Source organism: Nonomuraea sp. NPDC049655, assembly GCF_044465465.1.
Classification (GTDB): Bacteria; Actinomycetota; Actinomycetes; order Streptosporangiales; family Streptosporangiaceae; genus Nonomuraea.
The window spans coordinates 170,176-195,812 of record NZ_JBITLS010000007.1 but is presented as its reverse complement, the minus strand read 5'-3'; the positions used below and the strand labels follow the sequence as shown (position 1 = coordinate 195,812).

Sequence of the window (25,637 nt, the reverse complement as noted above, 5' to 3'; positions counted from 1 at the left end):
CCCTTGATCGTCCGCGTAACCCCCGGCCGAGGGTGTTTTTGAGATCAACTTGACGGTCGTTCTCAAAGTGCGAATCAGCGGCTATTGGCCCAAATGCGCGCCGATTGCACGATCTCCTCAAGGTTGTCGCTGTGCGCGCCCTGCCAGTAGACCTGTCCGCAGTCGCCGCACCGGCCGTAGGCGTCGTAGCTGCGCCGGGTGCCGGCCTCCAGCAGCGGCCCGACCTCCTCCTTCGTCACCGGCACGAGCACGCCGTTGCAGGCCGTGCAGCGCGTCCACGGGGCCAGCGGCGGCTCGAAGCGTTCGAGCACGTCGCGGAGCTGGTCGGCGGGGCGCGAGCCGCGGACGTAGGCGCCCAGCCACAGCGCGCGGCGGCGCAGCAGGCCGCGGTCCTGGGTGAGCAGCACCCGACGCTCCTCGTTGGCCTGGACCACCAGCGCCGGGTCGTCCATGTCGTTGTGGTACGCGGTGTCCACGCCGAGCAGGCGCAACCGCCGGGCCAGCGTGCCGAGGTGCACGTCGAGCAGGAACCGCGGCCCGGCGGGCAGCGGCTGCGGCCGGGGCGTCGGGTGCACCTCGACCGTCTCGCCCGGCGCGAGCAGGTGGGACGGGGCCACGCCGCGGCCTTCCGACAGCATCGGCCCCGCCTCGGTCAGCGGGATGCCGAGCGACTCCACGTGATGGCCGAGCGTCGAGGTGCCGTCGGTGGTCACCCGCTGCCACTCCCCCCGGCGGCTCACGGGCACGAACATCCTCAGCTCGGCGGCGATGCGCAGGCGTGCGTCCCGTTCGGTCACACTGTCCATTCTGCGCGACCGGATACCGTGACATCATGCCCATGTCCCGCCGAGCCTTCCTCGGGCTCGCCGCGCTCGCGGCCGGCTGCTCCACGGCCAGCCCCGCCGAGCTGCGGCTGGTCACCGGGCTGGCGGGCGGCCCGTACGGCGCGCTCGGGCAGCGGCTGGCGGGCGAGCTGCGGCACGACGGGCTGACCGTGCGGGTGGTGGAGACCGCGGCCAGCGTCCAGAACCTCACCATGATGGCCGGTGGCCGGGCCGACGTCGGGTTCGCGCTGGCCGACAGCGCCGACGACGCGGTCAGGGTGCGCCACCAGCCGGTCTCCGCGCTGGCCCGGATGTACATGAACTACGTGCATCTGGTCGTCCGCGAGGGCGCGCGCATCACCGGCGTCGGCGACCTGGCGGGGCGTCCGGTGTCGATCGGGGTCGAGGGGTCGGGCACGGCGGTGACCGCGACGCGCGTGTTGTCGGCCGCCGGGCTGCGCACGCCGCCGCAGATCACCAGGCTCGGCCTCGACGCCTCCGTCACCGAGCTGCGCGGCGGCCGCATCGAGGCGTTCTTCTGGTCGGGCGGCGTGCCGACGCCCGCGCTCGCCGCGCTCGACGACATCGCGCTGGTGCCGCTGGAGTCGCTGGTGCCGGTGCTGCGCCGCCGCTACGGGCCGGTCTACGAGCACGCCGCCGTGCCGGCCGGCGCGTACGGGCTGGCCAGGCAGGTGCCGACCGTGGGCACGCCGAGCTACCTGATGTGCCGTACGACGCTCCCCGACGACCTGGCCTTCACCGTCACCGAGACGCTCTTCCGCGCCCGCGACCGCCTCCAGGCCCCCTCCGCTCCCGGCGGCCGCCTCGACAGGCGTTACGCCATCGGCACCGGCGTCGTGCCCCTGCACCCGGGCGCGGCCCGCTACTACCGCTCGGTCTACGGCTGAGCCAGGGCCAGCTCGACCACCAGCCCGTGCGGCACGGCGGGCAGCAGCCGCAGGGTGGCCCCGCACGCCTTGGCCAGCTCGGCCGCGATGGCCAGGCCGAGCCCGCTGCCCGGGACGTTCGCGTGCGCCCCCGACCGCCAGAACCGCCCCAGCGCCTCGGCCCGCTCCTCCGCGCCCAGCCCCGGCCCGTCGTCGGCGACGCGCAGCGTCCCGCCGTCGAGCGTGACCGTCACCGTGCCGCCCTCGGGGACGAACTTCTGGGCGTTGTCCAGGGCGATGTCGGCGATCCTGGCCGCCGCCTCCGGCACCACCGCGCCCGCGGGGACGTCGGCCACCAGGCACACGCCCTTGGCCGCGTAGACCTCGCGCCACACCGCCAGCCGCTCGCCGAGCCCGACCTCCTTGCCCGCCAGGCCCGCGCCCGCCTCGACCTCGGCCAGCGCCAGCAGGTCCTCCACCAGCAACGCCAGCCGGTCGAGCTCGGACATCGCCTCGGCGTACTCGGCCGTGCCCTCCTCGCGCAGGTGCGGCTCCAGGTTCTCCAGCCGCAGCCCGAGCACGGTGAGCGGGGTGCGCAGCTCGTGCGAGGCGTCGGCCACGAACGCGCGCTGCCGTTCCATCGCCGCCGAGACCGCGTCGGCCATCGCGTTGAAGCGCTCCTCCAGCCGCCGCAGCTCCGACGGGCCCGCCCCGGGATGCGCCCGCGCGTCGAGCTGACCCTGCGCGATGGCCCGCGTGGTGCGGTCGAGCTCGGTCACCGGCCGCAGGATCCAGCGGGCCAGCCGCCGGGCCGCCAGCGCCGACCAGGCCAGCGCGACCAGCGCCCCCGCCGCCAGCGCGCCCCAGACCAGCGACACGTCCAGCCGGGCCTGCCCGGTCGGGGCCTCCAGCAGCACCACGCCGGACACCTGCGCGTCACGCCCGGCGGGCTCGGCCAGCAGCACCGTGGCCGGGCCGAACGGGCTGACCGTGGGCAGGTCCTCGGTCGTGCGGCCGGACAGCGCGAGCCGGGTCGCCTCCCGGTCGTCGGCCTCGAACCGGCCGGCCGAGACCAGGATCGAGCCGTCGCGGTCGCGCACCCGGACGGCCGCGCCGTACAGGTCGGCGTAGCGGGAGACCTCGGTGATCAGGCCCGTGCGGTCGTCGTCGCGGGCCGCGGCGTCGGCCAGCTCGGCGAAGCGGGTGGCGTCGGCGCGCCGGTCGAGCAGCAGGCGGTTGGTCCGGTGGGAGGCGTAGGCCAGGCCGAGCGGCACCGCCAGCGCCGCGATCAGGAAGACGATCAGCGTGGTGAACGTGACCACCAGCCGCGCGTTCATCCCGCCGGGCCCAGCCGGTAGCCGGTGCCGCGCAACGTCTCCACCAGCCCGGGACGCCCGGTCTTGGACCGCAGCCCCGCCACGTGCACGTCGAGCGACCGGGACGCCGACAGCAGCGGATCGCCCCAGACCTCGTCGAGGATCTCCTCCCGGCTGCGCACCACGCCCGGCTCGCGGGCCAGCAGCGCCAGCACGTCGAACTCGCGCCTGGTCAGCGCCACCGGCCGCCCGGCCACCGTGACCTGCCTGCACTCCAGGTCGATGCGCACGTCGCCGACGCACACCACGTGGTCGCGCGCCGGCATCGGACGCGTGCCGCGCCGCAGCACCGCCTCCATGCGGGCCATCAGCTCGACCGTGCGGAACGGCTTGACCAGGTAGTCGTCGGCCCCCGAGCGCAGTCCGCGCAGCACCTCGCGCTCCTGCGTGCGCGCGGTGACCACGATGAGCGGCACCGCCGAGACGCGGCGCAGCCGGCGCAGCACGTCGAGCCCGTCCATGTCGGGCAGGCCCAGGTCGAGCAGGACGAAGTCGACGCCCCCCGCCAGGCGGAGGGCGTCGACGGCCAGGCCGGCGCGGGTGACCGAATGGCCGTGCCGGGCCAGCGCGGTGGTGAGCGCGGAGGCGAGACGATCGTCGTCCTCGACCAGGAGAACCCGCATGGTGCCAGGTTAGACGCGGGCGGTGACCGGATCCGACGGCTCGGCGCCCTCGCTGCGGGACAGCGCCGCGTCGCGGGTCTCGCGCATGGTCAGGTAGACGACCAGGGAGACGGCGGCGCAGGCGGAGACGTACCAGTAGAAGCCGGACTCGATGCCCTTGTCCTTGAACCACAGGGCGACGTACTCCGCGGTGCCGCCGAACAGGGCGTTCGCGATCGCGTACGGCAGCGCCACCCCCAGCGCGCGCACGTGCGTCGGGAACAGCTCGGCCTTCACCACCGCGTTGATCGAGGTGTAGCCGGTCACGATCACCAGGCCGGCGAGCGACAGGACGAGCGCGCCCCCGAAGCCGCTCGCCCCGCCCAGCGCGGTCATCAGCGGCACCGTGCCCAGCATCGACCCGATCCCGAACGTGATCAGCAGCGGCCGGCGCCCGATGCGGTCCGACAACGACCCGGCCAGCGGCTGCAGGCACATGAAGATGAACAGCGCGCAGAAGCTGACCAGCGTGGCCGTCTCCTTCGGCAGGCCCGCGGTGTTCGACAGGTACTTGGTGAGGTACGTCGTGTACGTGTAGTACGCGACCGTGCCGCCCATGGTCAGGGCGATGACCAGCAGCGCCTCCTTCTTGTGCGCCAGGAGCTGCCGGATGGTGCCCTTGTCCCGGCGCTCCTCTTCCTCCTCGCCGTACGCCTCCGTCTCCAGCAGGCTGCGGCGCAGGTAGAACACGACGGCGGCGGCCAGGGCCCCGACCACGAACGGCACCCGCCAGCCGTAGGAGTTCAGGGCCTCCTTCGACATCGTGTTCTGCAGGATGATCTGCAGGCCGAGGCCGACGAGCTGGCCGGCGGTCATGGAGACGTACTGGAAGCTGGAGGCGAAGCCGCGCCGGCCGCGAGGGGTGGCCTCGGTCAGGTACGTGGCGCTGGCGGCGTACTCGCCGCCCACCGACAGGCCCTGGAGCAGCCGCGCGACCACCAGGACCAGCGCGCCGGCGTAACCGACCGACTCGTACGTCGGCGCGATGGCGATCAGCAGCGCGCTGGCCGACATCAGCGTGACGGTGAGCGTGAGCGCCGCCTTGCGGCCCCGGCGGTCGGCGTACCGGCCGAGCAGCCAGCCGCCGAGCGGGCGCATGAAGAAGCCGACGGCGAAGATCGCCGCGGTGTTGAGCAGCTTGGCCGTGTCGTCCCCGTCAGGGAAGAACGAAGCGGCGAAGTACACGGCGAAGCTGCTGTAGACGAACCAGTCGTACCACTCGACCAGATTGCCGACGGAGCCGCCGATCACTGCCTTCCACGGCACGCGCGCTTTGTTCATGTAGGACCTCCTGGGGGGAGTGGATGCAGGCCAGAGCCTCTCCCCAGAAGGTTGTTCGGACAAGGTGCGGCGGCTCAGATCTAACGTGCGCTTAACATCGGGTTTTCCTCAGCGCAACGGGGGCCGGGCGTTCTTCGCGCGTTCGAGTGCCAGATCGGCCCACCACTCGCCGCTCTCCGGCGCCACCACGCCGCGTTCGGGGTCCTTGTCGCCGTTCGTGCCGCGCCGGCACCGTCCGCCGGAGCTGCCGGCCCGGGTGATCCACAGGTAGGCGTCCGCCAGCTCCTCGCCCGTGTCGGTCGTGGGCCGCTCGCCGACGCCCCGGCCCGGTGGATTGCACCAGGTCTGCGGGTCTTTGTACTTCTTCGTCGGCGACCACGAGCCCTGGCCGTTCCTGGCCGTGTCCACCACGAAGTGCGGCAGGTCGCCGCCGGGGTCGGCGTCCTTCGGGCAGGTGGCGCCGCCCGTCCTGCGCATGACGGCGATGCAGGCCGACAGCGACTTGCCGTACTCGACGGCCTTGGGGGTGGGCTGGAAGGAGGCGGTGTTGACGAAGAACCCGTCGGCCCGGTCGATCCCGGCGCCGATCAGGCGCTGGGCCATGACCTCGGTGCCGGGGTAGAGGTCCTGGCTGCCGTCGAGGTAGACGGCCGTGCCGGGGTGCCCGGTCTTGAGCGATTGCACGGCCTCGCGCAGGTCCCGGTAGCGCTGCTCGGCCGTGCCGGCCAGCGCGCAGTCCTTGGTGCCGGGCAGGTTGACCAGGCTGGACGGCTCCAGGATGATCACGGCCTTGCGGTCGCCGATCTGCCGGGCGACGCCCTTGACCCACTGCTGGTAGACCTGCATCTCGCCCGCGCCGACGGCGGCGCAGTCGCCGCCGCCCGGCATGTAGTTGACCAGGAAGACGGGCACGCCGCCCGCCTCCTGCGCGGCGGTCACGGCGGTCTCGACCGTGGCCCTGACCTCGGGCTGGTTCAGGCGGATGGCGTGCGGGACGGCGGCCAGCCGCTCCATGAGCGCGGCGTCGGCCGGACGGTCCTTCTGCCACACGGCGGCCTGGCGGGCGGCGGCCTTCTCCTTCTCGGACCAGAAGGTGACGCCGTTCTCGCGCAGCGGGTTGCGGGAGGTCGCGGTGGAGGCCGGTTCTGTGCCGGTGGCCGTGCGGGTGCTCGCGGGGGTGTCGTCGTGGGGCCACAGCAGGGCCGTGGTGACGCCGGCGGCCGCCACCACGACCGCCGCGGCCGCGGCCAGCAGCCTCATGCGCCGCTTCCCCGCCGCCGTCGCGTCCGTCCCTTCGACAGGAGAAGGGGGGACGGTGGGCGGCGTCCCGGCGGAGGGAGGTGGAGGGGGGACGTCGGGCGGCGTCCCGGTGGTGGGGGAGGGGGGTGGGGTGGGGAGGGCGGCGGAGGGGGTGGCGGTGCTGAGGGCGTCCATCAGGTCCTGGGCCGTGGGGCGGGCGGCCGGGCTCTTGGCCAGCGACGCGGTCACCAGGTCGAGCAGCGGCCCCGACAACCCCCGCAGCTCGGGAGCCTCGTTGACGATGCGTAACAGGATCGTCGGCACCGACCCCGACCCGAACGGCGGCAGCCCCCCGGCGGCGAAGGCGACCGTGCAGCCCCACGAGAAGATGTCCGAGGCCGGCCCGACCCGCGACCCCGCCACCTGCTCGGGCGACATGTACGACGGCGTCCCCACGATCGCGCTGCTCATCTCCGACTCCGCCAGCCGCGCGATGCCGAAGTCGATGACCTTGGGCCCCACCTGGGACAGCAGCACGTTCGACGGCTTGAGGTCACGGTGCACGACCCCGGCCCCGTGGATGGCCCGCAACGCCATCGCCATGGCCGCGGCCAGCCCGTCGAGCGCGGAGCCCGTCAGCGGCCCGGAGTCGCGCACCGCGTCGTCCAGGCTGGGCCCCTCGACGTACTCGGTGACCAGGTACGCCACGTCCGCGTGCACGTCGGCGTCGAGCACCGGGGCGGTGCAGAAGCGGGCGACCCGCCGGGCCGCGGCCACCTCGCGGGCGAATCTGCGCCGGAAGTCGGGGTCGGCGTCCATCCTGGCGTGGATGAGCTTGACGGCCACCCGGGTGCCGCCGGGCTCCTCGCCCAGGTAGACGACGCCCATGCCGCCCTCGCCCAGCCGGCCCAGGAGGGCGTAGCGCCCCACCTGCCGCGGATCCGCGTCCCTCAGCGCCTCCAACGTCATGACGTGTCAGGTTAGCCGGGGAAAGGTCAGACCGTCAGCCGCCACTCGTCCCACTCGTCGAGCAGCTCGAACCCCATGGCCTCGTTGATGGCCAGCATGTGGGCGTTGGACGTGGCGTTCCAGGTGATGATCCGCTCCAGGTGGGGCTCGCGCTCGCGCAGCCACAGCAGGTTGGACAGCTTGAGCAGCAGGCCCAGCCGATGGCCGCGGTGCTCGCGCAGGACGGTGGTGTCGGCCTGGTGGCCCCAGCCGTCGGAGCGGTCGGCGGTGAGGTAGATCCGCGTGTAGCCGGCGGGCGCGCCGTCGGACTCGCGCCTGGCGATCATCGTGTAACAGGTCTCGCCGCCGAGCGTGACACGCTCCTCGCGCAGGCGCAGGCGGTCGAGGTTGAAGGTCATGTCCTCGACGTCGGCGTCGCGCGGGGCGTCGTTCATGCCGTTCATCAGCGTGGCGAGGTCGGCCAGCAGCTCAGGACCGGCCGGGCCGGCGAACCGCTCGACGCGGTAGCCGGGCGCCTCGGGCAGCATGCCGCGCAGCGCGGCCCAGTCGGCCGTGCGCAGGTCGAGCGTGCGGCGGGCCTCCTGGAGCGCGACCGTCATCCCGTGGGCGCGGGCGAAGCGGGCGCCGACGCCGGTGGTGGGCGTCTCGGTGAGCAGCAGGGTGCGGCCGTGGGCGCGCATCCGGCCGAGGGCGTGCTCGAACAGCTCGCTCCCGAGGCCGCGGCCGCGCAGCTCGGGCCGGACCACGAGCGGGAACAGCCAGCCCATGTGCCGGTTGTCGGACTGGGGCAGCGCCAGGCTGTAGCCGCCGGCGACCTTGCCACCGTCGGTCAGGACCCAGGACTCGACCCGGTCACCGGGAGGGCCGAGGAGGGCGATGACGGACAGGCGGGTGAGTGACAACTTGGGGCCGGGCTCGTGCGCGTGGGCGGCCAGGTAGGCGTCGTGCAGGCCCGTCATCAGCTCGCCCGGCCGGTCGAAGTCGATTGGCTGGATGTGCATCCGTCCAGCCAATCGCATCGGCGTGGCGTCTGGCCAGCCGTTTTACCGCCGCGGCCCTACTGCCGGTAGTTCTCCACCTCGCCGGCCGGGCGGACGGCCGCGCCGTCGGGGTCCTCGCCCGCGCCGCGCCTGGCCCTGCGCTGCCGGAGCAGGTCCCAGCACTGGTCGAGCGCCACCTCCAGCTGCTTGACCCGCGCGTGCTCCTCGTCGGAGGTGACCTCGCCCGCCGACAGCCTGCCGCGCAGCTCGTGCTCCTCGGCGACCAGAGCGCTGATCCTGGTGAGAATCTCGTCGTCCCGCATGCCCAAGACTCTAACGACTGCGTGATAGAACACGCCCTATGTCTGGTATCGCGCTGGTAAGGAAGCCCGGACCCCGGATCGCCGAGGGCATCGTCACGCACATCGAGCGTGCGCCCGTGGACCACGAACGCGCACGTCACCAGCACGACGCCTACGTCGCGGCGCTGGCCGCGGCCGGATGGCGGCCGGTCTACGCCGAGGACGCCGACCACCTGCCCGACGCGCCCTTCGTGGAGGACGCCGTGGTGGTGTCGGGGCGGCTGGCCGTGCTCACCCGGCCGGGCGCGCCGGAGCGGCGTCCGGAGGTGGAGTCCGTGGAGCGGGCCGTACGGGAGCTCGGCCTGAAGGCGGTCCGGATCGCCCGCCCCGGCACCCTGGACGGCGGCGACGTGCTCCAGGTCGGCCCCACCGTGTACGTCGGCAGGTCGGCCCGCACCGACGACGAGGGCGTCAGCCAGCTCGCCGCCCTGCTGCCCGAGCGGCGGGTCGTGCCCGTCGGCCTGCGCGGCGTGCTGCACCTGAAGTCGGCGGTGACCGCCCTGCCCGACGGGACGCTCATCGGCGATCCCGGTCGCGTCGAGCTGCCCGGCCTGCTCGAACCGCCGGAGGAGCCGGGCGCGCACGTGGTGCCGCTGGGCGGCGACCGGGTGCTGCTGGCCGCCTCCGCCCCGAGGACCGCGGCGATGCTGGAGCGGCGCGGGCTCGTCGTGACGAGGGTGGACATCTCGGAGTTCGAGCGGCTGGAGGGCTGCGTCACCTGCCTGAGCGTGCTCATCCCGGACCAGTCATCTGCCTGAGCGTGCTCATCCCCGACCAGCGGTGGCGCGCGCCGGAATTTCGCGGCCCTGACCTGGTGTTTCACCATCGGTGGACCGATCGGCTCTCATGATGTGAGATCAAGGGCAGCGAATCCCGAGACGTCTGGTAGCGTGCTTGGCATGCTGCGCGGGCTGCTTCTTAGCTGCCGCGGCGAGGGCCTGTAAGGCCGGCTCCCTCGTCGCGGAGCCAGTCATGCGCGTCGGCCGCTTTCGACTCGACCGACGAGGAGCAGCAGACATGAACGCCCAGCAGCCCAGTCCCATGCCGGCCCATCGTTATCAGCCGTTCGAACCGATCCGGCTGACCGATCGCACCTGGCCCGACCAGGTCATCACCAAGGCGCCCCGGTGGTGCGCGGTCGACCTGCGCGACGGCAACCAGGCCCTGATCGACCCGATGGACTCCCACCGCAAGCTCCAGATGTTCGAGCTGCTGGTACGCATGGGCTACAAGGAGATCGAGGTCGGCTTCCCGGCCGCCTCCCAGACCGACTTCGACTTCGTCCGGCAGATCATCGACGAGGGCCGCATCCCCGACGACGTCGTCATCCAGGTGCTGACCCAGGCCAGGCCCGAGCTGATCGAGCGCACCTTCGAGGCGATCGAGGGCGCCAAGCAGGCCATCGTCCACCTGTACAACTCGACCTCCACCCTCCAGCGCCGCGTCGTGTTCGGCCAGGACAAGGAGGGCATCACCGCCATCGCCGTCGAGGGCGCCAAGCTGGTCAGGAAGCTGGCCGAGGCCACCGACGTCGACGTCTTCTACCAGTACTCGCCCGAGTCGTTCACCGGCACCGAGCTGGAGTACGCCGTCGAGGTGTGCGACGCCGTCAACGAGGTGTGGCAGCCCACCCCCGACCGCAAGGTCATCATCAACCTGCCCGCCACGGTCGAGATGGCCACGCCCAACGTCTACGCCGACCAGATCGAGTGGATGCACCGCAACCTGCGGCACCGCGACTCGATCGTGCTGTCGCTGCACCCGCACAACGACCGGGGCAGCGCCGTGGCCGCCGCCGAGCTGGGCTACATGGCCGGCGCCGACCGCATCGAGGGCTGCCTGTTCGGCAACGGCGAGCGCACCGGCAACGTGTGCCTGGTCACCCTGGGCATGAACCTGTTCTCGCAGGGCGTCGACCCCGAGATCGACTTCAGTGACATCGACGAGATCCGCCGCGTCACCGAGTACTGCAACCAGCTGCCGGTGCACCCGCGCCACCCGTGGGGCGGCGAGCTGGTCTACACCGCCTTCTCCGGCTCCCACCAGGACGCCATCAAGAAGGGCTTCGAGCACCTGGAGCGCGACGCCGCGGCGGCCGGCACGCCGGTGGCCGAGTTCACCTGGGCGGTGCCCTACCTGCCGATCGACCCCAAGGACATCGGCCGCACCTACGAGGCCGTCATCCGGGTCAACAGCCAGTCGGGCAAGGGCGGCGTGGCCTACATCATGAAGGCCGACCACCAGCTCGACCTGCCACGCCGGCTGCAGATCGAGTTCTCCAAGGTCGTGCAGGCCCGCACCGACGAAGGCGGCGGCGAGATCAGCCCCACCGCCATGTACGAGATCTTCCGCGACGAATACCTGCCCAACCCCGCCAACCGCTGGGGCCGGCTGAGCCTCATGGCCCACCGCCACGAGTCGACCGTCGACGACAAAGACCGCATCGGCGCCGACGTGCGCCTCGACGGTGAGATCCGGGAGATCGCGGGCGTGGGCAACGGCCCGATCTCGGCCTTCATCGACGCCATCGCCGGCGTCGGCATCAAGGTGCGGGTCCTCGACTACGTCGAGCACGCGATGAGCGCCGGCAGCGACGCCAAGGCCGCCTCCTACCTGGAGTGCGAGGTCGACGGGCAGGTGCTGTGGGGTGTGGGCATCGACGCCAACACCACCACGGCCTCGCTCAAGGCCATCATCTCGGCGGTCAACCGCGCCACGCGCTGACGTTCTCGCGCAAGGGGCAGGAGTGCACGTTCACTCCTGCCCCTTTCGCCGTGCCGGGACGTTCCGGTCACGCGGCGAGGCCGAGCGCCGCGGCGGCCAGCCGCAGCGCGTGGTCGAAGGCCGCCCGCCGGCTGTCGATCGTGTTGTTGAACTGGCCGAACACCTCGAAGTTGACCCAGCCGTAGAGCGTCGACCAGGACGCCATCGCCCGCCACACCACGTCGTCGGGCACGCCGGGCATCAGGGCGCGGATGTTCTCGGCGTCGGCGGCCACCTCGGCGGGCGGCTCGGGGGCGGCCGGCGGGTGCAGCCCGCCCGCGTTCCAGGCGTCGGTGACGATCGCGCCGAGCACGGTGACGTCGCGCAGCCGGGCCGCGACGGTGTCCTGCGGCGCCTGGTAGCCGGGCACGGGCGAGCCGTAGAGCAGGGCGTACTCGTGGGGGTGGGCCACCGCCCAGTCGCGGACGGCATGGCCGGCGGCCAGCCAGCGGCCGAGGTGGGCCGTGCGCGGGCAGGCGGCCTCGGCCTGCTCGACGGCCTGGCCCAGCGCGTTGTAGCCGTCGATGATCAGGGCGGTCAGCAGGTCGTCGCGGCTCGGGAAGTAGCGGTAGATGGCCGAGGAGACCATGCCCATCTCCCGCGCCACGGCCCGCAGCGACAGGCCGCCCGCGCCGTCGGTGGCCAGTTGTCGGCGGGCGATGTCGGTGATCTCCCTGGTGAGCTCGGCTCTCACGCGCTCTCGCGCGGTACGGCTGGCTGTCATGCACAGCAGGTTATCAGAGCACTGGCAAAAAACGAGAGCACCGCTCTTGACGAGTGCCGCTCTTTTGAGAGAGCATTGCTCTCGTAAGCGAACAGCGCACCACCTCAGGAGATCCCCATGCTCGCCCTCGCCAAGAACGCCAACGCCGCCCTGATGTTCTTCCTGGAGCTCGGCGTGCTGGGCGCGGTGGCCTACTGGGGCTTCACGCTCAGCCCCAACTGGGCGATCAAGCTCCTGGCGGGGCTGGGCGGCCCGGCGCTGTTCATCGCCGTGTGGGCGCTGTTCGGCGCGGGAGGCGGCGCGAACGCCACGATCCCGCTCACCGGGCTGGCCCGCGTCGCGCTGGAGATCGTCTGGTTCGGCGGCGGCGCGCTCGCGCTCTACGCCGCCGGCCGCGTCACCCCGGCGATCGTCTTCGCCGCCGTCTTCGTCGTCAACGCGCTGCTGCGCGTCATCTGGAAGCAGGTCTGATCATGGGTAAGCACGTCGTCGTGGGGTCCGGCCAGGTCGGCACGCACCTGGCCGCCAAGCTCGCCGCGCAGGGGCACGAGGTCGTCGTCGTGACCCGGTCGGGCCGCGGGCCGGAGGGCACGGTCAGGGTGGCCGCCGACGTGGCCGACCAGGCCCGGCTGTCGGAGCTGGCCAAGGGGGCCGACGTCCTGTACAACTGCGTCAACCCGGCCTACCACCGGTGGCTGACCGACTGGCCGCCGATGGCCGCCTCGTTCCTGGCCGCCGCGGAGTCGAGCGGCGCCGTCCTGGCCATCCTGGGCAACCTCTACCCGTACGGGCCGGTCTCCGGCCCGATGACCGAGGACCTGCCGCTGGCCTCCACCACCCCCAAGGCCCGGGTGCGGGCCAAGATCTGGCACGACGCGCTGGCCGCCCACCGCGAAGGGCGGATCAGGGTGACCGAGGTGCGCGGCTCGGACTTCTTCGGCCCCGGCGCCACCGACCAGTCCCACCTGGGCACCCGCTTCATCCCCTCGCTCAGGGCCGGCCGGACGATCCGGCTCGTCTTCCCCGCCGACGTCCCGCACAGCTGGACCTACCTGCCGGACGTGGCCGACGCCCTGATCATCGCCGGCGCCGACGAGCGGGCGTGGGGCCGCCCCTGGCACGTGCCCACCAACGACCCGATGACCTTCCGCGAGGTCGGCGCCCGGATGGCCGCCCTGCTGGACCTGCCGGCGCCCACGATGACCACGCTGCCGTGGCCGCTGCTGCGGGTGTCCGGGCTGTTCTCGCCCATGATCGGCGAGCTGCGGCACGTGCGCTACCAGTTCACCGCGCCCTACGTGCTCGACTCCTCGGCGTTTCAGCAGGTCTTCGGCGTCGCGCCTACGCCGGTGGAGGCCGCGCTGAAGGCTACGCTCGACGGATGAAGATAGCCATGATCGGCCTGGGCGACATCGCGGAGAAGGCGTACCTGCCCGTGCTCGCCGCCCAGTCCCTCGACCTCCACCTGTGCACCCGCAACACCGCGCGGCTCGACCGGCTCGGTGACGCCTACCGCGTCGCCGACCGGTCCACCAGCGTCGACGAGGTGATCAAGGCGGGGGTCGACGCCGCGTTCGTGCACGCCGCGACCGAGGCGCACCCGGAGATCGTCGAGCCGCTGCTCAGCGCCGGGATCCACGTCTACGTCGACAAGCCGATCGCCTACAGCCTGGCCGAGTCCGAGCGCCTGGTGCGCCTGGCCGAGTCCGAGGGCAGGTCGCTGATGGTCGGCTTCAACCGCCGCCACGCCCCCGGCTACGCGGGGCTCATGGCCCTTCCCCGTCATCTCGTGCTGCTGGAGAAGAACCGCGACAACTACCCCGACGCGCCCCGGCGGGCCATCTTCGAGGACTTCATCCACGTCGTGGACACGCTCAGGTTCCTCGCCCCCGGCCCGGTCACCGAGACCAGGATCCGCACCCGCGTCCGCCGCGGCCTGCTCGAACACATCGTCCTTGAGCTGTCGGGCGCCGGGTTCACCGCGATCGGCGTCATGAACCGGGTCAGCGGCGCCGCCGAGGAGACCTGCGAGGTCATGGGCGACGGCATCAAGCGGCGGGTGGTCAACCTCGGCGACGTCCTCGACTACGAGGGCGGCGAGACGCTCACCAGGCGGCCCGACTGGGTGCCGGTCGCCCGGCAGCGCGGCATCGAGCAGATCTGCCAGGAGTTCCTGCTTGCGGTCCGCGAGGGCCGGGTGATCAGCGCCGAGGACGCCCTGATCACCCATGCCATCTGCGAAGAGGCCGTCAGCCTGGCTTCCTGACCCGCATCGACTCGTCGGCCCTGGCGAACATGCGGTCGAACGTCGTCCCGCCCAGCCGGGCGAGCACCGTGTAGCCGTCGGTGTCGCTCAGCGGGCTGGAGGAGGAGACCACGCCCGCCACCGAGTCGCCGTACAGCACCGGGCCGCCGCTCCCTCCGGCGGCGGCATGGCAGTTGCGGGTGACCATCAGCCCCGGGCCCACCGTCGAGCCCTCGACCGCGTCGCCCAGGCAGCGGTACATCTGCGTCCCCGGGTAGCGCTTGCCCGCCGGGTAGCCGAGCAGTTCGAGCCCGCGCAGCCCGGCGCCGCGGCTCGTGCGCAGGGGCGGCAGGCCCTGGCCGACCACGTCCTCCAGCGGGCGCCTGCCCTTGACGACCCCGACCAGGCCGACGTCGTACGGCAGCACGTCGGGGGAGTCGGGGTTCGCCCGCCAGCGGTCCGGCGCCCACGTGCGCACCGCGGACCAGACGCCGTGCCGCGGGTTGCCCCTGTCGAACCCGGGCATGAAGACCAGCCGCTTGAGCGGCCGGCCGTCGTGGTAGAGGCAGTGCGCGGCCGTCAGCACCAGGCTGCGGCTGCGCGAGCCGATGATCGCGCCGCCGCACCACACGTCGGTGCGGGTGACGGGGTCATGGCCGAGCAGCACCCCGGTCAGCCGCCGCGCCCCCGTGTAGGGGCGCGGGACCGGCGCATAGCCCAGGCGGTCGCCGTCCGGGGTCAGCACCTGGGGGACGGGGACGCTGCGCTGCGCGACATCGGTGACGCCAGCCGGATCGAGCAGGACCAGAGACAGTACCAACCTGAGCACTTTCCCACTCTACGGGGAAGATGATCAATGCCCTGACCTGCGACACCAAGGTTTACCTAAGTGGGGGATTGTCATGCGTCGTACTGGGCGCCCAGGGCGCGCAGGCGGGCGTGGACGTCCTCGTACACCGAGGGGGCGCCCAGGTAGGTCTTGGGCAGCTTGGCGACCATGGTGTAGTTGGTGTCGCACACGTTCCCGACCGGCGCCTGGCCGGCCTGGCTGACGAGCTGGTACGCGTCCAGCGTGTCGAGGCCGGTCAGCTCCGACGTCCAGGTCACCAGGTCGTGCTGGCTGATGCGGTAGGCGTCCTCCAGGGGCCTGGCCGAGCCGGTGGACATCAGGTGCAGGTCGTCCTCCAGCCGGGGCCACGGCGTGGCCACGCCCTTGATGAGCTCGACCGCGACCACGGTGTTCATGGCCGACTCGACGGCCGTGCCGCAGACCTCGCCGTGCCCCTGCAGGCCGTGGCCGTCGCCGATCGAGAACATGCCGCCCTCGACGTTGACGCCCAGGTAGACGGTGACGCCGGCGCGCAGCTCCGGGGTGTCCATGTTGCCGCCGTGCGCGTCGGGGGTGATGGTCATGCGGGCCTCGTTCGCGCCCGGGGCCACGCCCACCGTGCCGTGCATCGGGTCGAGCGGCAGCGCGACGCTGAAGTCGCTGTTGCGCGCGTGGTAGACGGCCACGCCCTTGTTCACGTCGATGTCGTAGCGCCAGACCCGCTCCTCCAGCGGCGGCTGGAGCGTCGCCGTGGTGTGGGTGCCGGTCAGCGCGCCGAAGTGCGGGAACGTGGTGGAGACCGCCCAGTCGCGGGCCGGGGTGATTCTGACGAAGTGCAGCGCCAGCGTGTCGCCCGGCTCGGCCCCCTCCACGTGGAAGGGACCGGTGACGGGGTTCAGGTACGGGAACTCGCAGACCCGCGACGGCAGGTCCTCCACGGTCCGCACCCGGCCGCCGAAGCAGTCCTCGGTGTACAGCTCCAGCACCGTCCCGGGCCGCACCCTGCCCAGGGCGGCACGGCCGCCGAAGGTGTAGCTGAGCTCCTCCGGCGTGGGGTGGTAGGAGACGACGTTCACTTGACCTCCGAGGGAAGAACGGGCCTGCGGCCGACGAGATAGCTGACACCCAGGATGACCAGTCCGACCGCCAGCCAGATCAGGCCGACCGTCTGGGTCACCAGCTTGGTGTTGTACACCACGGCGGCCAGGACGAGGAAGCCGATCGCCGGCGCGACCACGTGCCCCCACACGTTCCCGCTGCGCCTGCGGAACCAGTGGTGGACGACGACGGCCACGTGCAGGATCAGGAAGGCGGTCATCGCGCCGAAGTTCACGAGCTGGCTGAGCAGCGGGATGCCGTAGTTCTCCAGGCTGCTCATGTAGAGGCCGATGCCCAGCGACAGCACGGCGACGGCCAGCGTGGCGTTCACCGGCACCTTGTGCCTGGGGTGGACCTTGGCCAGGAACGAGGGGAGCATGCGGTCGCGGGCCATCGCGAACAGCAGCCGCGAGGTGGCCGCCTGGGCGACCAGCGAGTTGGCGAAGCCCCAGGCGATCGCGGTGGCGACGGCGGTCAGCACGCTCAGCCAGTGGCCGCCGGCGAACTCCGCCATGCGGTAGAAGGCGTCACCGTTCTTGTCACCCTTGGCGATCAGCTGCGCGCGGTCCGGCATGAGCAGCGCCGCGACCCACGTCTGCGCCACGAACAGCACCGCGGCCAGTCCGAGCGCCGCCACCATCGAACGGCCGAGCCGCCTGCCGTCCTCCTTGTTCTCCTCGGCCAGCGTCGAGATGCCGTCGAAGCCGAGGAAGGACAGCACCGCCGTGGCCGCCGCGCCGAACACCAGCGTCCAGGTGAACGTCGAGGGCTCGAAGATCGGAGTGAACGCGCCCGCCTGGGCCTTGCCCTGCGCCAGGGCGATGCCGCCGACCACCAGGAAGATCGCCAGCACGGCCAGCTCGGCGACCAGCATCACCCGCGTGATGCGCGCGGTCATCTGGATGCCCATGTAGTTGACGGCCGTGTTGAGCAGCACGAAGATGACCAGCCAGCCCCAGACCGGGATCCCGGGCACGAACGAGTTCATGGCCAGGCTGGCGATGAGGTAGAGCAGCGACGGCACCAGGATGTAGTCGAGCAGGATCGCCCATCCGGCGATGAACCCGACCGGCGCCGAGATGCCGCGCCCGGCGTAGGTGTAGACGGAGCCCGCCATGGGGAACGCCTGGGCCATCTGCGAGTACGACAGCGCCGTGAACGCCATGGCGACCAGGCCGATGATGTAGGCCAGCGCGACCATGCCGCCGGACGACTGGAACACGCCGCCGAAGATGCCGAACGGTGCGATCGGCACCATGAAGATCAGGCCATAGATCATCAGGTCGGCGAAGCCCAGAGAGCGTTTGAGCTCTTGGCGGTAGCCGAACTGCTCAACGGTGCTCATGTTGCGCGGCTCCTTGTTGAGGTTGGGGGGCGTTTCGCACCTTAGAGCCAAAGCTTTCTAGTGAAAAGGTTTCTCAAGCAAGAAATCCAGGCCGTCCGCCCTGCCGAGGTGCACCGTGCGCCGCACCTGCCGGTTCAGCAGCGTGAGCGGGCCGCGCGCGCTGACGATCGTGGTGCCGTCGGCCACCGCGTCGAGGGCGGGGACGGCCAGGCTGCCCGCCCGCGCGGACAGGGCGGCGAGCATCGCGACGGCCTCGTAGCAGCCATGGCCGTGGGCGTTGAGCATGGGGGCGTGCGGGCCGAAGCGTTTGGCGTACCGCTCGGCGAAGTGCAGGCTGGCCTCGGTCGGCAGGTCGCGGAAGTAGCCCATCGACGCGTAGAGCTCGCCGGTGCCGTCGCCGCCGATGCCGAGCAGGCCGTGCTCCTCCAGCGCCCCGCACAGCCGGGCCGCGCCGAGGCCGGCGGCCGCGTAGGCCCGGTTGAAGGCGACCAGGTCGCTGCCGATCAGCGTGAGCAGGATCGCGTCGGGGCGGGCGTCGGCGATCCGGCCGAGCCAGGAGGCCGCCTCGCCGTACCGGACGAACGCCTCGCCGACGACGGTGGCGCCGCGCGCCCGCAACCGGCGGCGGGCGCCCGCGTGCACCAGGCGGGGCCAGACGTAGTCGTTGCCCAGCAAATACCAGCGGCGTGCCCGGTGGACGCTGACCAGCCATTCGATGCCCGGTTCGAGCTGCCTGCCGGGGGTCTCGCCGAGGAAGTAGACGCCCGGCGCGTGCCCCCCGCCCTCGTACGGCGGCGCGTACACGAACGGGACCCGCCCGCCGATCGCCGCGACCACGTCGATCCGCACGTCGCTCGCGTGCGTGCCCACCACCGCCTCGACCGTGCCGGACGCGACCAGGCCGGCCACCTCGGCCGCCACCTCGCGCCCCGGCCGCCCGCCGTCGACCAGCACCAGCTCGATCTGCCTGCCGAGCACGCCGCCCCGGGCGTCGACCTCCTCGGCGGCCAGCACCGCGCAGTTGATCGCGCACGGCCCCACCAGCCCGAGCACCCCCGACACGGGCACGACCAGGCCGATCCGGACCGCGTCCGAGGGGATGAGCCGGGCCTCGAAAGGATCGACGATCGCCGCCACGCCGACGAGTATCCTCCGAACTAGCTCTCCGGTGAAAGGACCTGATCTCTCATGGCTAAATCCGGGCTGGGGTCCTCACTCGCGTACGTGCTCAGCCGCGCCGAACGCGAGGTCACGCGCGGCCTGGCGGCGACCCTGGCCGGCGAGGACGTCACCGTCGAGCAGTGGCGCATCCTGCGCGCGCTGGCCGACGGCCGCGGCCACTCGATGGGGGAGCTGGCCGAGGCGGTGCTCATGCCGCACCCGACGCTCACCAAGGCGGTCGACCGGCTGATCGACCGGGCGCTGGTCCACCGGGGCGCGTCGGCGGGCGACCGGCGGCGGGTGGCGGTGTTCCTGGCCGACCGGGGGCGCGACCTGCTGGCCAGGGTGGACGGCGCGGTGGCCGAGCACCACCGGGCCATCGCCGCCGCGTTCGGCCAGGAGCGCACCGAGCGGCTGATGCGCGAGCTGGACGAGCTGGCCGCGGCCCTCGACCGGGCCTCGGCGCAGGCGCCGGGCCCCGTCAGTCCAGCCAGTACGTGTCGTGGCGGATGAAGAACTCGGCCTTCTCCTCCTCGCTCTTGCCGGCCAGGTCGAGCAGGCCCTCGAAGTAGCCCTCGCGAGGGGCGCCGGGGGCGAAGTGCAGCAGCATGGTCGCGGGCTCGCCCGACTCGTTGCGGAAGGCGTGCACGCCGCCCTCGGGCACGTGCACCCAGTCGCCGGGGCGGGTGTCGATCCAGCGGCTGCCGTCGTAGATCCGCACCGATCCGTCGAGGATGTAGAACGACTCGGAGATCGACTTGTGGAAGTGGGGGCTCGGGCCGGACGGCTCGGGCCCCATCACCCAGCGGTAGAGCCCGAACTGGCCGTTGGTGGTGGCCCCGGTGGCCAGGTAGTGGGCGGTGTTGCCGGTCGGGTAGGTCAGCTCGGGGGCGTGCTCGTAGGGGCGATACGTGGCGGACAGCTCGCCTTTGTCGCCCGAATAGCGTGGTTCCGGATAGGTCATGAGGCCATCCTGCCCGACCCGCTCGCGATCAGCTCTCGCGGTTCTTCCCGTCGTGGCCGGACCACAGCAGCAACGCCAGGCCCGCGACCGCGAGCCCCAGGTAGGCCGCCAGCGGCAGCTCCACGAACCGCCCCACGAACCCCCACTCCGTGTCGAACCAGACGCGCCCGGCGAACCCGCCGAGCCCCTGGATGATGGCCATGACCCCGATGAAACCCCTCATGACCACGACCGTCGCAGAACGGGACCCGCCCCGGCATCCGACCTTGGGCGGGTCACGTGCGACCAAAGTAGGTCAGGGGTAGAGGCCCCGCATGCTGTGGGCCTCGGCGACCCGGCCCACGCCGATCACGTGCGCCGCCTCCCGCAGCGTCAGCCCGCGCTCGGCGGACATCGACTTGACCTCGGCGAAGGCGCCCTCCATCAGGTCGCGCAGCTTCACCTCGACCTCGCGGGAGCTCCAGGAGAAGGCCTGCATGTTCTGCACCCACTCCAGGTAGGACACGATCACCCCGCCCGCGTTGGCCAGGATGTCCGGCACGACGGTGGTGCCGTTCGCGGCCAGGATCTCGTCGGCCTCCGGCGTGGTGGGGCCGTTGGCGCCCTCCACGATCAGCCGGGCGCGCACGCGGGGCGCGTTCGCCTCGGTGATCACGCCTTCGAGCGCGGCCGGGACGAGCACGTCCACGTCCAGCTCGAACAGGTCGTCGTGGGCCATGGCGTCGGCGTGCGGGTAGCCGGCCACGCCGCCGGTCTCGGCCACCCAGGCGCGCACGCGGGCGACGTCGAGGCCGCCGGGCGCGTAGAGCGCGCCGGTGACGTCGGAGACGGCGACGACCTTGCAGCCCTCGTCGGACAGGTACTGCGCGGCCAGCGCGCCCACCTTGCCGAAGCCCTGCACGGCGACCGTGACGCCCTCCGGCGAGCGCCCGAGCGCGGCCAGGGCCGCGATCTGCACGCCGCGCGAGGTCGAGCCGGTGCGGCCGAGCGAGCCGCCGAGCGTCATCGGCTTGCCGGTGACCACGCCGGGCACCGAGTAGCCGGCGTTGACGCTGTAGGTGTCCATGATCCAGGCCATGGTCTGCTCGTCGGTGCCGACGTCGGGGGCCGGGATGTCCTTCTCCGGGCCGATCAGCGGCAGGATCTCGTTGACGTAGCGGCGGGTGAGCCGTTCGAGCTCGATCGTGGTCAGCGCGCCCGGGTCCACGGCCACGCCGCCCTTGGCGCCGCCGTACGGGATGCCGACCAGCGCGCACTTCCACGTCATCCACATCGCCAGGGCGGTGACCTCGTGGATGTCGGTGCTGGGATGAAAGCGGATGCCGCCCTTGGCGGGGCCGCGCGAGACGTTGTGCTGGACGCGGTAGCCCTGGACGACGTCCATGCGTCCGTCCTCGCGGCGCACCGGGACCGAGACGGTCAGCGAGCGGCGGGGCGTGGCCAGCATCGTGCGGAGGCCGTCGTCGAGCCCGAGGTGGGCGGCGGCCTGGTTGAGTTGGTGAAGAGCGGAGTCGAGCGCCTGTTGACCAGGTGTGATCAGCGCCGGCGTCTTTGACGGCACCATGATGCTCATGGTCGAGTTTCCTCCTGTATGCGCGCCCATTTTGTGGGAGAAGGCGCCGTTGCCTTCCCTCTTGGGCGTGTTGTCTCGATCATCCTAGGCGGGGCAGTTTGACCTTGCCTAGGCTATGAAGGCATATCCAAGCCGTTGATCAACGTGCTGGGAACGTGCCACTCTGGCAGGCTATCGAGCGAGAGTGTGCCGAATCGTCGAAAACCGGAGGGTTGGATGCCCGCACTCGTGGTTGGGCCGATGTTGCGTCACGTCGACTCGGTCAGTGCCTCGATCTGGGTGGAGACCAGCGAGCCCTGCACGGTCACCGTCGAGACGGCAGGCGGGGCTTATCGGTCGCCCACCTTCACCGTGCACGGTCACCACTACGCGATCGTGGATCTCGTTGACCTGTCCCAGGATATCGCCTCCTATTCCGTCAGCCTCGACGGGGACCAGGTCTGGCCGCTGGCGGGTCGCCCGGCCAGCCGGGTGCGGCTGCTGCCCGCCGAAGGGCCCCGCAGGCTGGCGTTCGGGTCGTGCCGCACGAGCGTGCCGCACGACTCGGCCCACGTCCGCACCCACGGCGACGACGTGCTGCGCGCCTACGGCGTGAGCCTCATGCGCGCCGACGAGGAGGAGTGGCCCGACCTGCTTCTGCTCCTCGGCGACCAGGTCTACGCCGACAGCCCCTCGCCCCAGATGCTCGACTACATCCACGCGCGCAGGACCACCGAGCCGCAGGGCGAGATCGCCGACTACGAGGAGTACGCCGAGCTCTACCGCCAGGCGTGGACCGACCCGGAGATCCGCTGGCTGCTGTCCACCGTGCCCACCGCCATGATCTTCGACGACCACGACCTGCGCGACGACTGGAACACCTCCCAGCCCTGGCGGGAGAAGATGGCCCTGACGAGCTGGTGGCCGCGCCGCGTGGTCGCCGGGCTCGGCGCCTACTTCGTCTACCAGCACCTCGGCAACCTGACGCCGGCCGAGCGCGCGGCCGACCCGCTGGTGCGCGAGCTCACCGAGGGCGGCGGCGACGGCGGCCCGGCCCTCGACGCCTTCGCCGCCAAGGCCGACGCCGAGCCGAGCAGCAACCGCTGGAGCTACACCCGCGACCTCGGGCACACCCGGCTCATCATGATCGACACCCGGTGCGCCAGGCAGCTCACCCCCGGCGACCGGCGCATGCTCGACCCCGAGGAGTGGGCCTGGCTCCAGGAGCAGGCCGCCGCCCCGGCCGAGCGGCTGGTCATCGGCTCCTCGATCCCCTTCCTGCTGCCCGAGGGCGTGCACGGCGTCCAGAACTGGAACGAGGCGCTGTGCGACGGCAAGTGGGGCCGTACGGTGCAGCGGTGGTCGGAGCAGCTGCGCCAGGCCGTCGACCTGGAGCACTGGGCGGCCTTCCGGCGCTCGTTCGAGGACCTGGGCCGGCTGCTGGTCCGGCTCGGCAAGCCGGCGGTGATCCTGTCCGGCGACGTCCACTACTCCTACCTGGCCAAGGCCTCGGCCGGGCAGATCTACCAAGTCGTCTGCTCGCCGATCCGCAACCCGCTCAGCCGGTTGCTGCGCTGGGCCAACGTGCTCACCCAGTTCGGGCTGGCGACGCTGGTGGGCGGCCTGCTGGCGCGGCTGGCCGGCATCCCGCGCCCGCCGTTCCGCTGGCGGGTGACCAAGGGACCGCTGTTCCAGAACGCGCTGGCCACGCTGACCTTCCCCGACACGATCACCTGGTACGAGGCGGCGGGCGACGATGTCCGGGCGATCGACTCGGCCCGGCTGGCGTAGAAATGACCCATGGATGATGACCAGTACTCCAGGGCCGTGCCGTTCTACGACCTGTGGCATGAGGACGGGCACGTCCCCGAGATCCGCGAGTCGCTCCCGCCCCTGCTGAAGGGGGTGCGGGGCGGCGTCATGGAGATCGGCGCGGGCACCGGCCTGATCACCGAGGTGATCGTGCGCGCGACGGAGGGCGAGGTGTACGCCGTCGAGCCGGCGCCGGCCATGCGGTCGGTGCTGCTGTCGCGGCTGGCCGCCGACGAGCAGGCCCGGCGCCGGGTCACCGTGCTGGCCTGCGGGGCGCTCGACGTCGATGTGGACGAGCCGGTCGAGGCCGTTGTGATGATCTCGGTGCTGCAGGCGTTCCCGGCCGGGCGGCGGGAGGAATTGTGGCGGGTGCTGGCCAGGCAGCTCGAACCGGGCGGGCTGCTGCTGTTCAACTGGCGCGAGCGGCCCGCGCCCACGCCGGGTGAGCTGGAGCTCATGGGGTCCTACCAGGTCGGGCGGCACGCCTACGAGGTCTGGGGCCAGGTGCTCGACGTCACCGGCGAGACCGTGCGCTCCCGTTTCCTCTACCGGATCAGGCAGCGCGGCGTGGTGATCAGCGAGGACGAGGTGACCAGCGAGGCCCACCGTCCCGGCGGCGACCGGCTCGCCGCCGAGCTGACGGCGGCCGGGTTCGTCAGGGACGAGGCCCCCGACGGCCTGTCCGCCTGGCGAAAGCAGCGAAAGGCGGCATAGCCCGAAAAAGGTGGAACCGGGCTTCCGGGTGCGGCCAACAACAGGGTGACCGCATGAGAGAGGACCGGATGTGGTGAGTGTCGAGGACACAACCGCAACGCTGGATGACTCGACCCTGATCGGGCATTCGCTGAGCGATCCTGAGCGTTTCGCCGCGCTGTTCGACCGGCACGCCGACGAGATCCACAGGTACGCCGCCCGCCGCCTGGGCGTCGAGCTGGCCGACGACGTGACGGGGGAGGTGTTCCTCGTCGCCTTCCGCGGCCGCGGCCGCTACGACCGCACCCTGCCCGACGCCCGTCCCTGGCTGTACGGCATCGCCACCAAGGTCGTGTCCCAGCACCGCAGGGCCGAACGGCGGCGCACCGCGGCCATGGCCAGGGTCGGGGCCGAGCGTCCGGGCGCGTTCGACGAGCGCAGCGCCGACCGGGTCACCGCCGAGCAGCTCCAGCCCCGCCTGGCCAGGGCGCTGACCAGGCTCAGCGCGAGCGAGCGCGACCTGCTGCTGCTCGTGGCGTGGGCCGACCTGACCTACGAGGACGCCGCGCGCGCCCTCGGGGTGCCCGTGGGCACCGTCCGGTCCAGGCTGCACCGGCTCCGCGTCAAGGTACGCAGGGCGCTCGGCGGCATCGATCCCTTCGCAGAGGAGCCCCAGCATGGATGACGAGATCCGGACGTTCGCCGACGGCAGGCCGCCGGCGCCGCCGTACGAGCCGCAGGCCCGCGCGCGGGCCAGGGAACGACTGCTGGCCGAGGCGCGCGGCGGGCGACGCCTGCGGCTGCCCAGGCTGGGCTGGCAGACGGCCGCGGCCTTCGGCGTCACGGTGGTCCTGGTCGGCGGCGTGGCGGTGGCGCTGTCGGGCCAGGGCGGGACGGACGCCCGCCCGGCGACCTCCGTGATGCTGTCGGCCGGCGAGCTGAGCCCCCGGCCGGACCAGTTCATCCTGATCGAGTCCGACACCATGTACGGCTCGCAGTCGATCGACAGCTCCGGCGGGCAGAGCCGCTACCTCTATCGCCAGCACCGCAGGATCTGGAAGTCCGTGGACGGCAGCAAGGACGGCCTGCTGCAGATCGAGGGCCGCGAGCCGCGCCCCTGGCCGGGCGAGCCGCTGCCGGCGGACGCCACGAGCTGGCGGGGCAGCGAGTGGAACCGGCTGGCCTCCTGCCCCGACCTGCGCGGCCCCTACCGCGACGACTCCGCCTACCTGAGCACGCTCCCGGCCGACGCCACGGCCATGCGCGACCGCCTCTACCAGCCGGCCCCCAAGGGCGACAAGGACGTCGATCCCGACGCCGTCGCCTTCACCCGCGCCGGCGACCTCGTCAGGGAGAACTACCTGCCCAAGGCGCAGCGGGACGCCCTGTTCGAGGCGGTGAAGGCGATCCCCGGCGTCGAGGCGGCCGAGGGCGTCGCCGACTCCTCGGGACGTGTGGGCGTGGCGCTGGGCCGGGTCGCCGACCGGGGCGTGCGCGAGGAGCTGATCTTCGATCCGGCCGGGCACACGTTCCTCGGCGAGCGGCAGGTCGTGGTCGACGCCAAGGCGGGCGCGCCCAAGGACAGCGTCGTGGCGTTGACGGCCCAGCTCGACGTCTCCGTGGTGGACGCCCTGCCGGAGGCCCCCGACGCCGCCGCCGACGCGAGCTGCATGCCGGAGACCCAGGCCCCCACGCCCATTCCCTCGGAGTCCGGCTCGACGACGGCGAAGCTGCCGACGGCCGAGGCGACGATCACGTTCACCCCGGAGCCGAGCAGCGTGCCCGCGGTCGAGCCGACCGGCGAGCCGGAGCCGACGGTGACGCGTACCGTCACCCCTACCCCGATCGAGAGTGCCCCCGCCGGTTCGTGA

At 72.2% G+C, this 25,637-nt stretch carries 26 protein-coding genes; 11 read left to right on the top strand and 15 right to left on the bottom strand.

Annotated features, from left to right (window positions below; genetic code table 11):
- Window positions 1-74: 74 nt before the first annotated feature.
- Window positions 75-806 (bottom strand): Mut7-C RNAse domain-containing protein, encoded by a 732-nt coding sequence (locus ACIBQ6_RS23710; RefSeq protein WP_397214497.1) that lies wholly within the window; start codon window positions 804-806, stop codon window positions 75-77.
- Window positions 807-832: 26 nt separating this feature from the next.
- On the opposite strand from ACIBQ6_RS23710, the gene ACIBQ6_RS23705 reads away from it, so the two are divergent.
- On the top strand, window positions 833-1,732 hold the full coding sequence (locus tag ACIBQ6_RS23705) for a TAXI family TRAP transporter solute-binding subunit (protein ID WP_397214495.1): 900 nt from the start codon (window positions 833-835) through the stop codon (window positions 1,730-1,732).
- Here the strand turns inward: ACIBQ6_RS23705 and ACIBQ6_RS23700 are convergent.
- The 6 genes from ACIBQ6_RS23700 to ACIBQ6_RS23675 form a co-directional block, all read right to left on the bottom strand.
- A complete protein-coding gene (locus ACIBQ6_RS23700; protein WP_397214493.1) occupies window positions 1,723-3,048 on the bottom strand; it encodes an ATP-binding protein in 1,326 nt (441 codons plus the stop codon). The two genes, ACIBQ6_RS23705 and ACIBQ6_RS23700, sit on opposite strands and share 10 nt — an antisense overlap.
- On the bottom strand, window positions 3,045-3,710 hold the full coding sequence (locus ACIBQ6_RS23695; protein WP_358292061.1) for a response regulator transcription factor: 666 nt from the start codon (window positions 3,708-3,710) through the stop codon (window positions 3,045-3,047). Before ACIBQ6_RS23695 ends, ACIBQ6_RS23700 begins: the two co-directional genes overlap by 4 nt.
- A gap of 9 nt (window positions 3,711-3,719) precedes the next feature.
- Window positions 3,720-5,030, bottom strand: a complete 1,311-nt coding sequence (locus tag ACIBQ6_RS23690; protein ID WP_364339604.1) for an MFS transporter — start codon at window positions 5,028-5,030, stop codon at window positions 3,720-3,722.
- A gap of 108 nt (window positions 5,031-5,138) precedes the next feature.
- Complete coding sequence (locus tag ACIBQ6_RS23685) at window positions 5,139-7,238, bottom strand: glycoside hydrolase family 6 protein (protein ID WP_397214491.1); 2,100 nt, start codon at window positions 7,236-7,238, stop codon at window positions 5,139-5,141.
- Window positions 7,239-7,264: 26 nt separating this feature from the next.
- Complete coding sequence (locus ACIBQ6_RS23680) at window positions 7,265-8,239, bottom strand: GNAT family N-acetyltransferase (RefSeq protein WP_397214489.1); 975 nt, start codon at window positions 8,237-8,239, stop codon at window positions 7,265-7,267.
- A gap of 56 nt (window positions 8,240-8,295) precedes the next feature.
- Window positions 8,296-8,541 carry a DUF2630 family protein gene (locus ACIBQ6_RS23675; protein ID WP_352327988.1) on the bottom strand — a complete coding sequence of 82 codons (246 nt, stop codon included), beginning with the start codon at window positions 8,539-8,541 and terminating at the stop codon, window positions 8,296-8,298.
- Window positions 8,542-8,579: 38 nt separating this feature from the next.
- On the opposite strand from ACIBQ6_RS23675, the gene ddaH reads away from it, so the two are divergent.
- Both ddaH and leuA read left to right on the top strand, forming a co-directional pair.
- The gene (ddaH, locus tag ACIBQ6_RS23670; protein ID WP_397214487.1) at window positions 8,580-9,338 is read left to right on the top strand and encodes a dimethylargininase; all 759 of its coding nucleotides are present in this window, start codon (window positions 8,580-8,582) and stop codon (window positions 9,336-9,338) included.
- A 259-nt stretch (window positions 9,339-9,597) separates the two neighbouring features.
- Window positions 9,598-11,304, top strand: a complete 1,707-nt coding sequence (gene leuA / locus ACIBQ6_RS23665) for a 2-isopropylmalate synthase (RefSeq protein WP_358292072.1) — start codon at window positions 9,598-9,600, stop codon at window positions 11,302-11,304.
- Window positions 11,305-11,371: 67 nt separating this feature from the next.
- On the opposite strand, the gene ACIBQ6_RS23660 is transcribed toward leuA, so the two are convergent.
- A complete protein-coding gene (locus tag ACIBQ6_RS23660) occupies window positions 11,372-12,067 on the bottom strand; it encodes a TetR/AcrR family transcriptional regulator (RefSeq protein ID WP_358292074.1) in 696 nt (231 codons plus the stop codon).
- A gap of 117 nt (window positions 12,068-12,184) precedes the next feature.
- On the opposite strand from ACIBQ6_RS23660, the gene ACIBQ6_RS23655 reads away from it, so the two are divergent.
- The 3 genes from ACIBQ6_RS23655 to ACIBQ6_RS23645 are packed head-to-tail and all read left to right on the top strand — an operon-like array spanning window position 12,185 to window position 14,333.
- On the top strand, window positions 12,185-12,538 hold the full coding sequence (locus ACIBQ6_RS23655; protein WP_387648780.1) for a YrdB family protein: 354 nt from the start codon (window positions 12,185-12,187) through the stop codon (window positions 12,536-12,538).
- A 2-nt stretch (window positions 12,539-12,540) separates the two neighbouring features.
- Window positions 12,541-13,452: an NAD-dependent epimerase/dehydratase family protein gene (locus ACIBQ6_RS23650; RefSeq protein ID WP_397214485.1), complete on the top strand. Its 912-nt coding sequence runs from the start codon at window positions 12,541-12,543 to the stop codon at window positions 13,450-13,452.
- Window positions 13,449-14,333 carry a Gfo/Idh/MocA family protein gene (locus tag ACIBQ6_RS23645; protein ID WP_397214482.1) on the top strand — a complete coding sequence of 295 codons (885 nt, stop codon included), beginning with the start codon at window positions 13,449-13,451 and terminating at the stop codon, window positions 14,331-14,333. The genes ACIBQ6_RS23650 and ACIBQ6_RS23645 overlap by 4 nt, the downstream gene beginning before the upstream one ends.
- On the opposite strand, the gene ACIBQ6_RS23640 is transcribed toward ACIBQ6_RS23645, so the two are convergent.
- The 4 genes from ACIBQ6_RS23640 to ACIBQ6_RS23625 all read right to left on the bottom strand — a co-directional run bounded on the left by ACIBQ6_RS23640 (window position 14,317) and on the right by ACIBQ6_RS23625 (window position 18,721).
- Window positions 14,317-15,141: a hypothetical protein gene (locus ACIBQ6_RS23640; protein ID WP_358292081.1), complete on the bottom strand. Its 825-nt coding sequence runs from the start codon at window positions 15,139-15,141 to the stop codon at window positions 14,317-14,319. The genes ACIBQ6_RS23645 and ACIBQ6_RS23640 overlap by 17 nt on opposite strands.
- A 71-nt stretch (window positions 15,142-15,212) precedes the next feature.
- Window positions 15,213-16,217, bottom strand: coding sequence for an acetamidase/formamidase family protein (locus tag ACIBQ6_RS23635; protein WP_397214480.1), 1,005 nt, complete (start codon window positions 16,215-16,217; stop codon window positions 15,213-15,215).
- On the bottom strand, window positions 16,214-17,584 hold the full coding sequence (locus tag ACIBQ6_RS23630; RefSeq protein WP_397214478.1) for an APC family permease: 1,371 nt from the start codon (window positions 17,582-17,584) through the stop codon (window positions 16,214-16,216). The genes ACIBQ6_RS23635 and ACIBQ6_RS23630 overlap by 4 nt, the downstream gene beginning before the upstream one ends.
- Window positions 17,585-17,641: 57 nt before the next feature.
- Window positions 17,642-18,721 (bottom strand): substrate-binding domain-containing protein, encoded by a 1,080-nt coding sequence (locus tag ACIBQ6_RS23625; protein ID WP_358292088.1) that lies wholly within the window; start codon window positions 18,719-18,721, stop codon window positions 17,642-17,644.
- A 51-nt stretch (window positions 18,722-18,772) separates the two neighbouring features.
- Between ACIBQ6_RS23625 and ACIBQ6_RS23620 the strand changes: the two genes are divergently transcribed.
- Window positions 18,773-19,258, top strand: a complete 486-nt coding sequence (locus ACIBQ6_RS23620; RefSeq protein ID WP_358292089.1) for a MarR family transcriptional regulator — start codon at window positions 18,773-18,775, stop codon at window positions 19,256-19,258.
- Here the strand turns inward: ACIBQ6_RS23620 and ACIBQ6_RS23615 are convergent.
- From ACIBQ6_RS23615 to ACIBQ6_RS23605, 3 genes are all read right to left on the bottom strand, one after another.
- Window positions 19,227-19,709, bottom strand: a complete 483-nt coding sequence (locus tag ACIBQ6_RS23615) for a cupin domain-containing protein (protein WP_358292092.1) — start codon at window positions 19,707-19,709, stop codon at window positions 19,227-19,229. The genes ACIBQ6_RS23620 and ACIBQ6_RS23615 overlap by 32 nt on opposite strands.
- A gap of 28 nt (window positions 19,710-19,737) precedes the next feature.
- On the bottom strand, window positions 19,738-19,932 hold the full coding sequence (locus ACIBQ6_RS23610; RefSeq protein WP_352323421.1) for a hypothetical protein: 195 nt from the start codon (window positions 19,930-19,932) through the stop codon (window positions 19,738-19,740).
- A gap of 72 nt (window positions 19,933-20,004) precedes the next feature.
- On the bottom strand, window positions 20,005-21,282 hold the full coding sequence (locus ACIBQ6_RS23605) for a Glu/Leu/Phe/Val dehydrogenase (RefSeq protein WP_358292094.1): 1,278 nt from the start codon (window positions 21,280-21,282) through the stop codon (window positions 20,005-20,007).
- Between the two features lie 240 nt (window positions 21,283-21,522).
- Here ACIBQ6_RS23605 and ACIBQ6_RS23600 point away from each other — a divergent pair, with 240 nt between their 5' ends.
- From ACIBQ6_RS23600 to ACIBQ6_RS23585, 4 genes are all read left to right on the top strand, one after another.
- Complete coding sequence (locus ACIBQ6_RS23600; protein WP_397214476.1) at window positions 21,523-23,052, top strand: alkaline phosphatase D family protein; 1,530 nt, start codon at window positions 21,523-21,525, stop codon at window positions 23,050-23,052.
- A gap of 9 nt (window positions 23,053-23,061) precedes the next feature.
- Entirely contained in the window at window positions 23,062-23,787 is a 726-nt protein-coding gene (locus ACIBQ6_RS23595; RefSeq protein ID WP_397214474.1) for a class I SAM-dependent methyltransferase, read from the top strand.
- Between the two features lie 73 nt (window positions 23,788-23,860).
- Window positions 23,861-24,451 (top strand): RNA polymerase sigma factor, encoded by a 591-nt coding sequence (locus tag ACIBQ6_RS23590; RefSeq protein ID WP_358292101.1) that lies wholly within the window; start codon window positions 23,861-23,863, stop codon window positions 24,449-24,451.
- Window positions 24,444-25,637, top strand: coding sequence for a CU044_5270 family protein (locus ACIBQ6_RS23585; protein WP_397214472.1), 1,194 nt, complete (start codon window positions 24,444-24,446; stop codon window positions 25,635-25,637). Before ACIBQ6_RS23590 ends, ACIBQ6_RS23585 begins: the two co-directional genes overlap by 8 nt.

What these genes read in the sequence shown, in the direction of transcription:
- ACIBQ6_RS23650 (WP_397214485.1), top strand. Translation starts at nt 12,541, where the DNA reads ATGGGTAAGCACGTCGTCGTGGGGTCCGGCCAGGTCGGCACGCACCTG.
- ACIBQ6_RS23675 (WP_352327988.1), bottom strand. Translation starts at nt 8,541, where the DNA reads ATGCGGGACGACGAGATTCTCACCAGGATCAGCGCTCTGGTCGCCGAG.
- ACIBQ6_RS23690 (WP_364339604.1), bottom strand. Translation starts at nt 5,030, where the DNA reads ATGAACAAAGCGCGCGTGCCGTGGAAGGCAGTGATCGGCGGCTCCGTC.
- ACIBQ6_RS23655 (WP_387648780.1), top strand. Translation starts at nt 12,185, where the DNA reads ATGCTCGCCCTCGCCAAGAACGCCAACGCCGCCCTGATGTTCTTCCTG.
- ACIBQ6_RS23620 (WP_358292089.1), top strand. Translation starts at nt 18,773, where the DNA reads ATGGCTAAATCCGGGCTGGGGTCCTCACTCGCGTACGTGCTCAGCCGC.
- ACIBQ6_RS23710 (WP_397214497.1), bottom strand. Translation starts at nt 806, where the DNA reads ATGGACAGTGTGACCGAACGGGACGCACGCCTGCGCATCGCCGCCGAG.
- ACIBQ6_RS23605 (WP_358292094.1), bottom strand. Translation starts at nt 21,282, where the DNA reads ATGAGCATCATGGTGCCGTCAAAGACGCCGGCGCTGATCACACCTGGT.
- ACIBQ6_RS23585 (WP_397214472.1), top strand. Translation starts at nt 24,444, where the DNA reads ATGGATGACGAGATCCGGACGTTCGCCGACGGCAGGCCGCCGGCGCCG.
- ddaH (WP_397214487.1), top strand. Translation starts at nt 8,580, where the DNA reads ATGTCTGGTATCGCGCTGGTAAGGAAGCCCGGACCCCGGATCGCCGAG.
- ACIBQ6_RS23700 (WP_397214493.1), bottom strand. Translation starts at nt 3,048, where the DNA reads ATGAACGCGCGGCTGGTGGTCACGTTCACCACGCTGATCGTCTTCCTG.
- ACIBQ6_RS23595 (WP_397214474.1), top strand. Translation starts at nt 23,062, where the DNA reads ATGGATGATGACCAGTACTCCAGGGCCGTGCCGTTCTACGACCTGTGG.
- ACIBQ6_RS23610 (WP_352323421.1), bottom strand. Translation starts at nt 19,932, where the DNA reads ATGAGGGGTTTCATCGGGGTCATGGCCATCATCCAGGGGCTCGGCGGG.
- ACIBQ6_RS23600 (WP_397214476.1), top strand. Translation starts at nt 21,523, where the DNA reads ATGTTGCGTCACGTCGACTCGGTCAGTGCCTCGATCTGGGTGGAGACC.
- ACIBQ6_RS23705 (WP_397214495.1), top strand. Translation starts at nt 833, where the DNA reads ATGCCCATGTCCCGCCGAGCCTTCCTCGGGCTCGCCGCGCTCGCGGCC.
- leuA (WP_358292072.1), top strand. Translation starts at nt 9,598, where the DNA reads ATGAACGCCCAGCAGCCCAGTCCCATGCCGGCCCATCGTTATCAGCCG.
- ACIBQ6_RS23680 (WP_397214489.1), bottom strand. Translation starts at nt 8,239, where the DNA reads ATGCACATCCAGCCAATCGACTTCGACCGGCCGGGCGAGCTGATGACG.
- ACIBQ6_RS23660 (WP_358292074.1), bottom strand. Translation starts at nt 12,067, where the DNA reads ATGACAGCCAGCCGTACCGCGCGAGAGCGCGTGAGAGCCGAGCTCACC.
- ACIBQ6_RS23695 (WP_358292061.1), bottom strand. Translation starts at nt 3,710, where the DNA reads ATGCGGGTTCTCCTGGTCGAGGACGACGATCGTCTCGCCTCCGCGCTC.
- ACIBQ6_RS23685 (WP_397214491.1), bottom strand. Translation starts at nt 7,238, where the DNA reads ATGACGTTGGAGGCGCTGAGGGACGCGGATCCGCGGCAGGTGGGGCGC.
- ACIBQ6_RS23630 (WP_397214478.1), bottom strand. Translation starts at nt 17,584, where the DNA reads ATGAGCACCGTTGAGCAGTTCGGCTACCGCCAAGAGCTCAAACGCTCT.
- ACIBQ6_RS23615 (WP_358292092.1), bottom strand. Translation starts at nt 19,709, where the DNA reads ATGACCTATCCGGAACCACGCTATTCGGGCGACAAAGGCGAGCTGTCC.
- ACIBQ6_RS23645 (WP_397214482.1), top strand. Translation starts at nt 13,449, where the DNA reads ATGAAGATAGCCATGATCGGCCTGGGCGACATCGCGGAGAAGGCGTAC.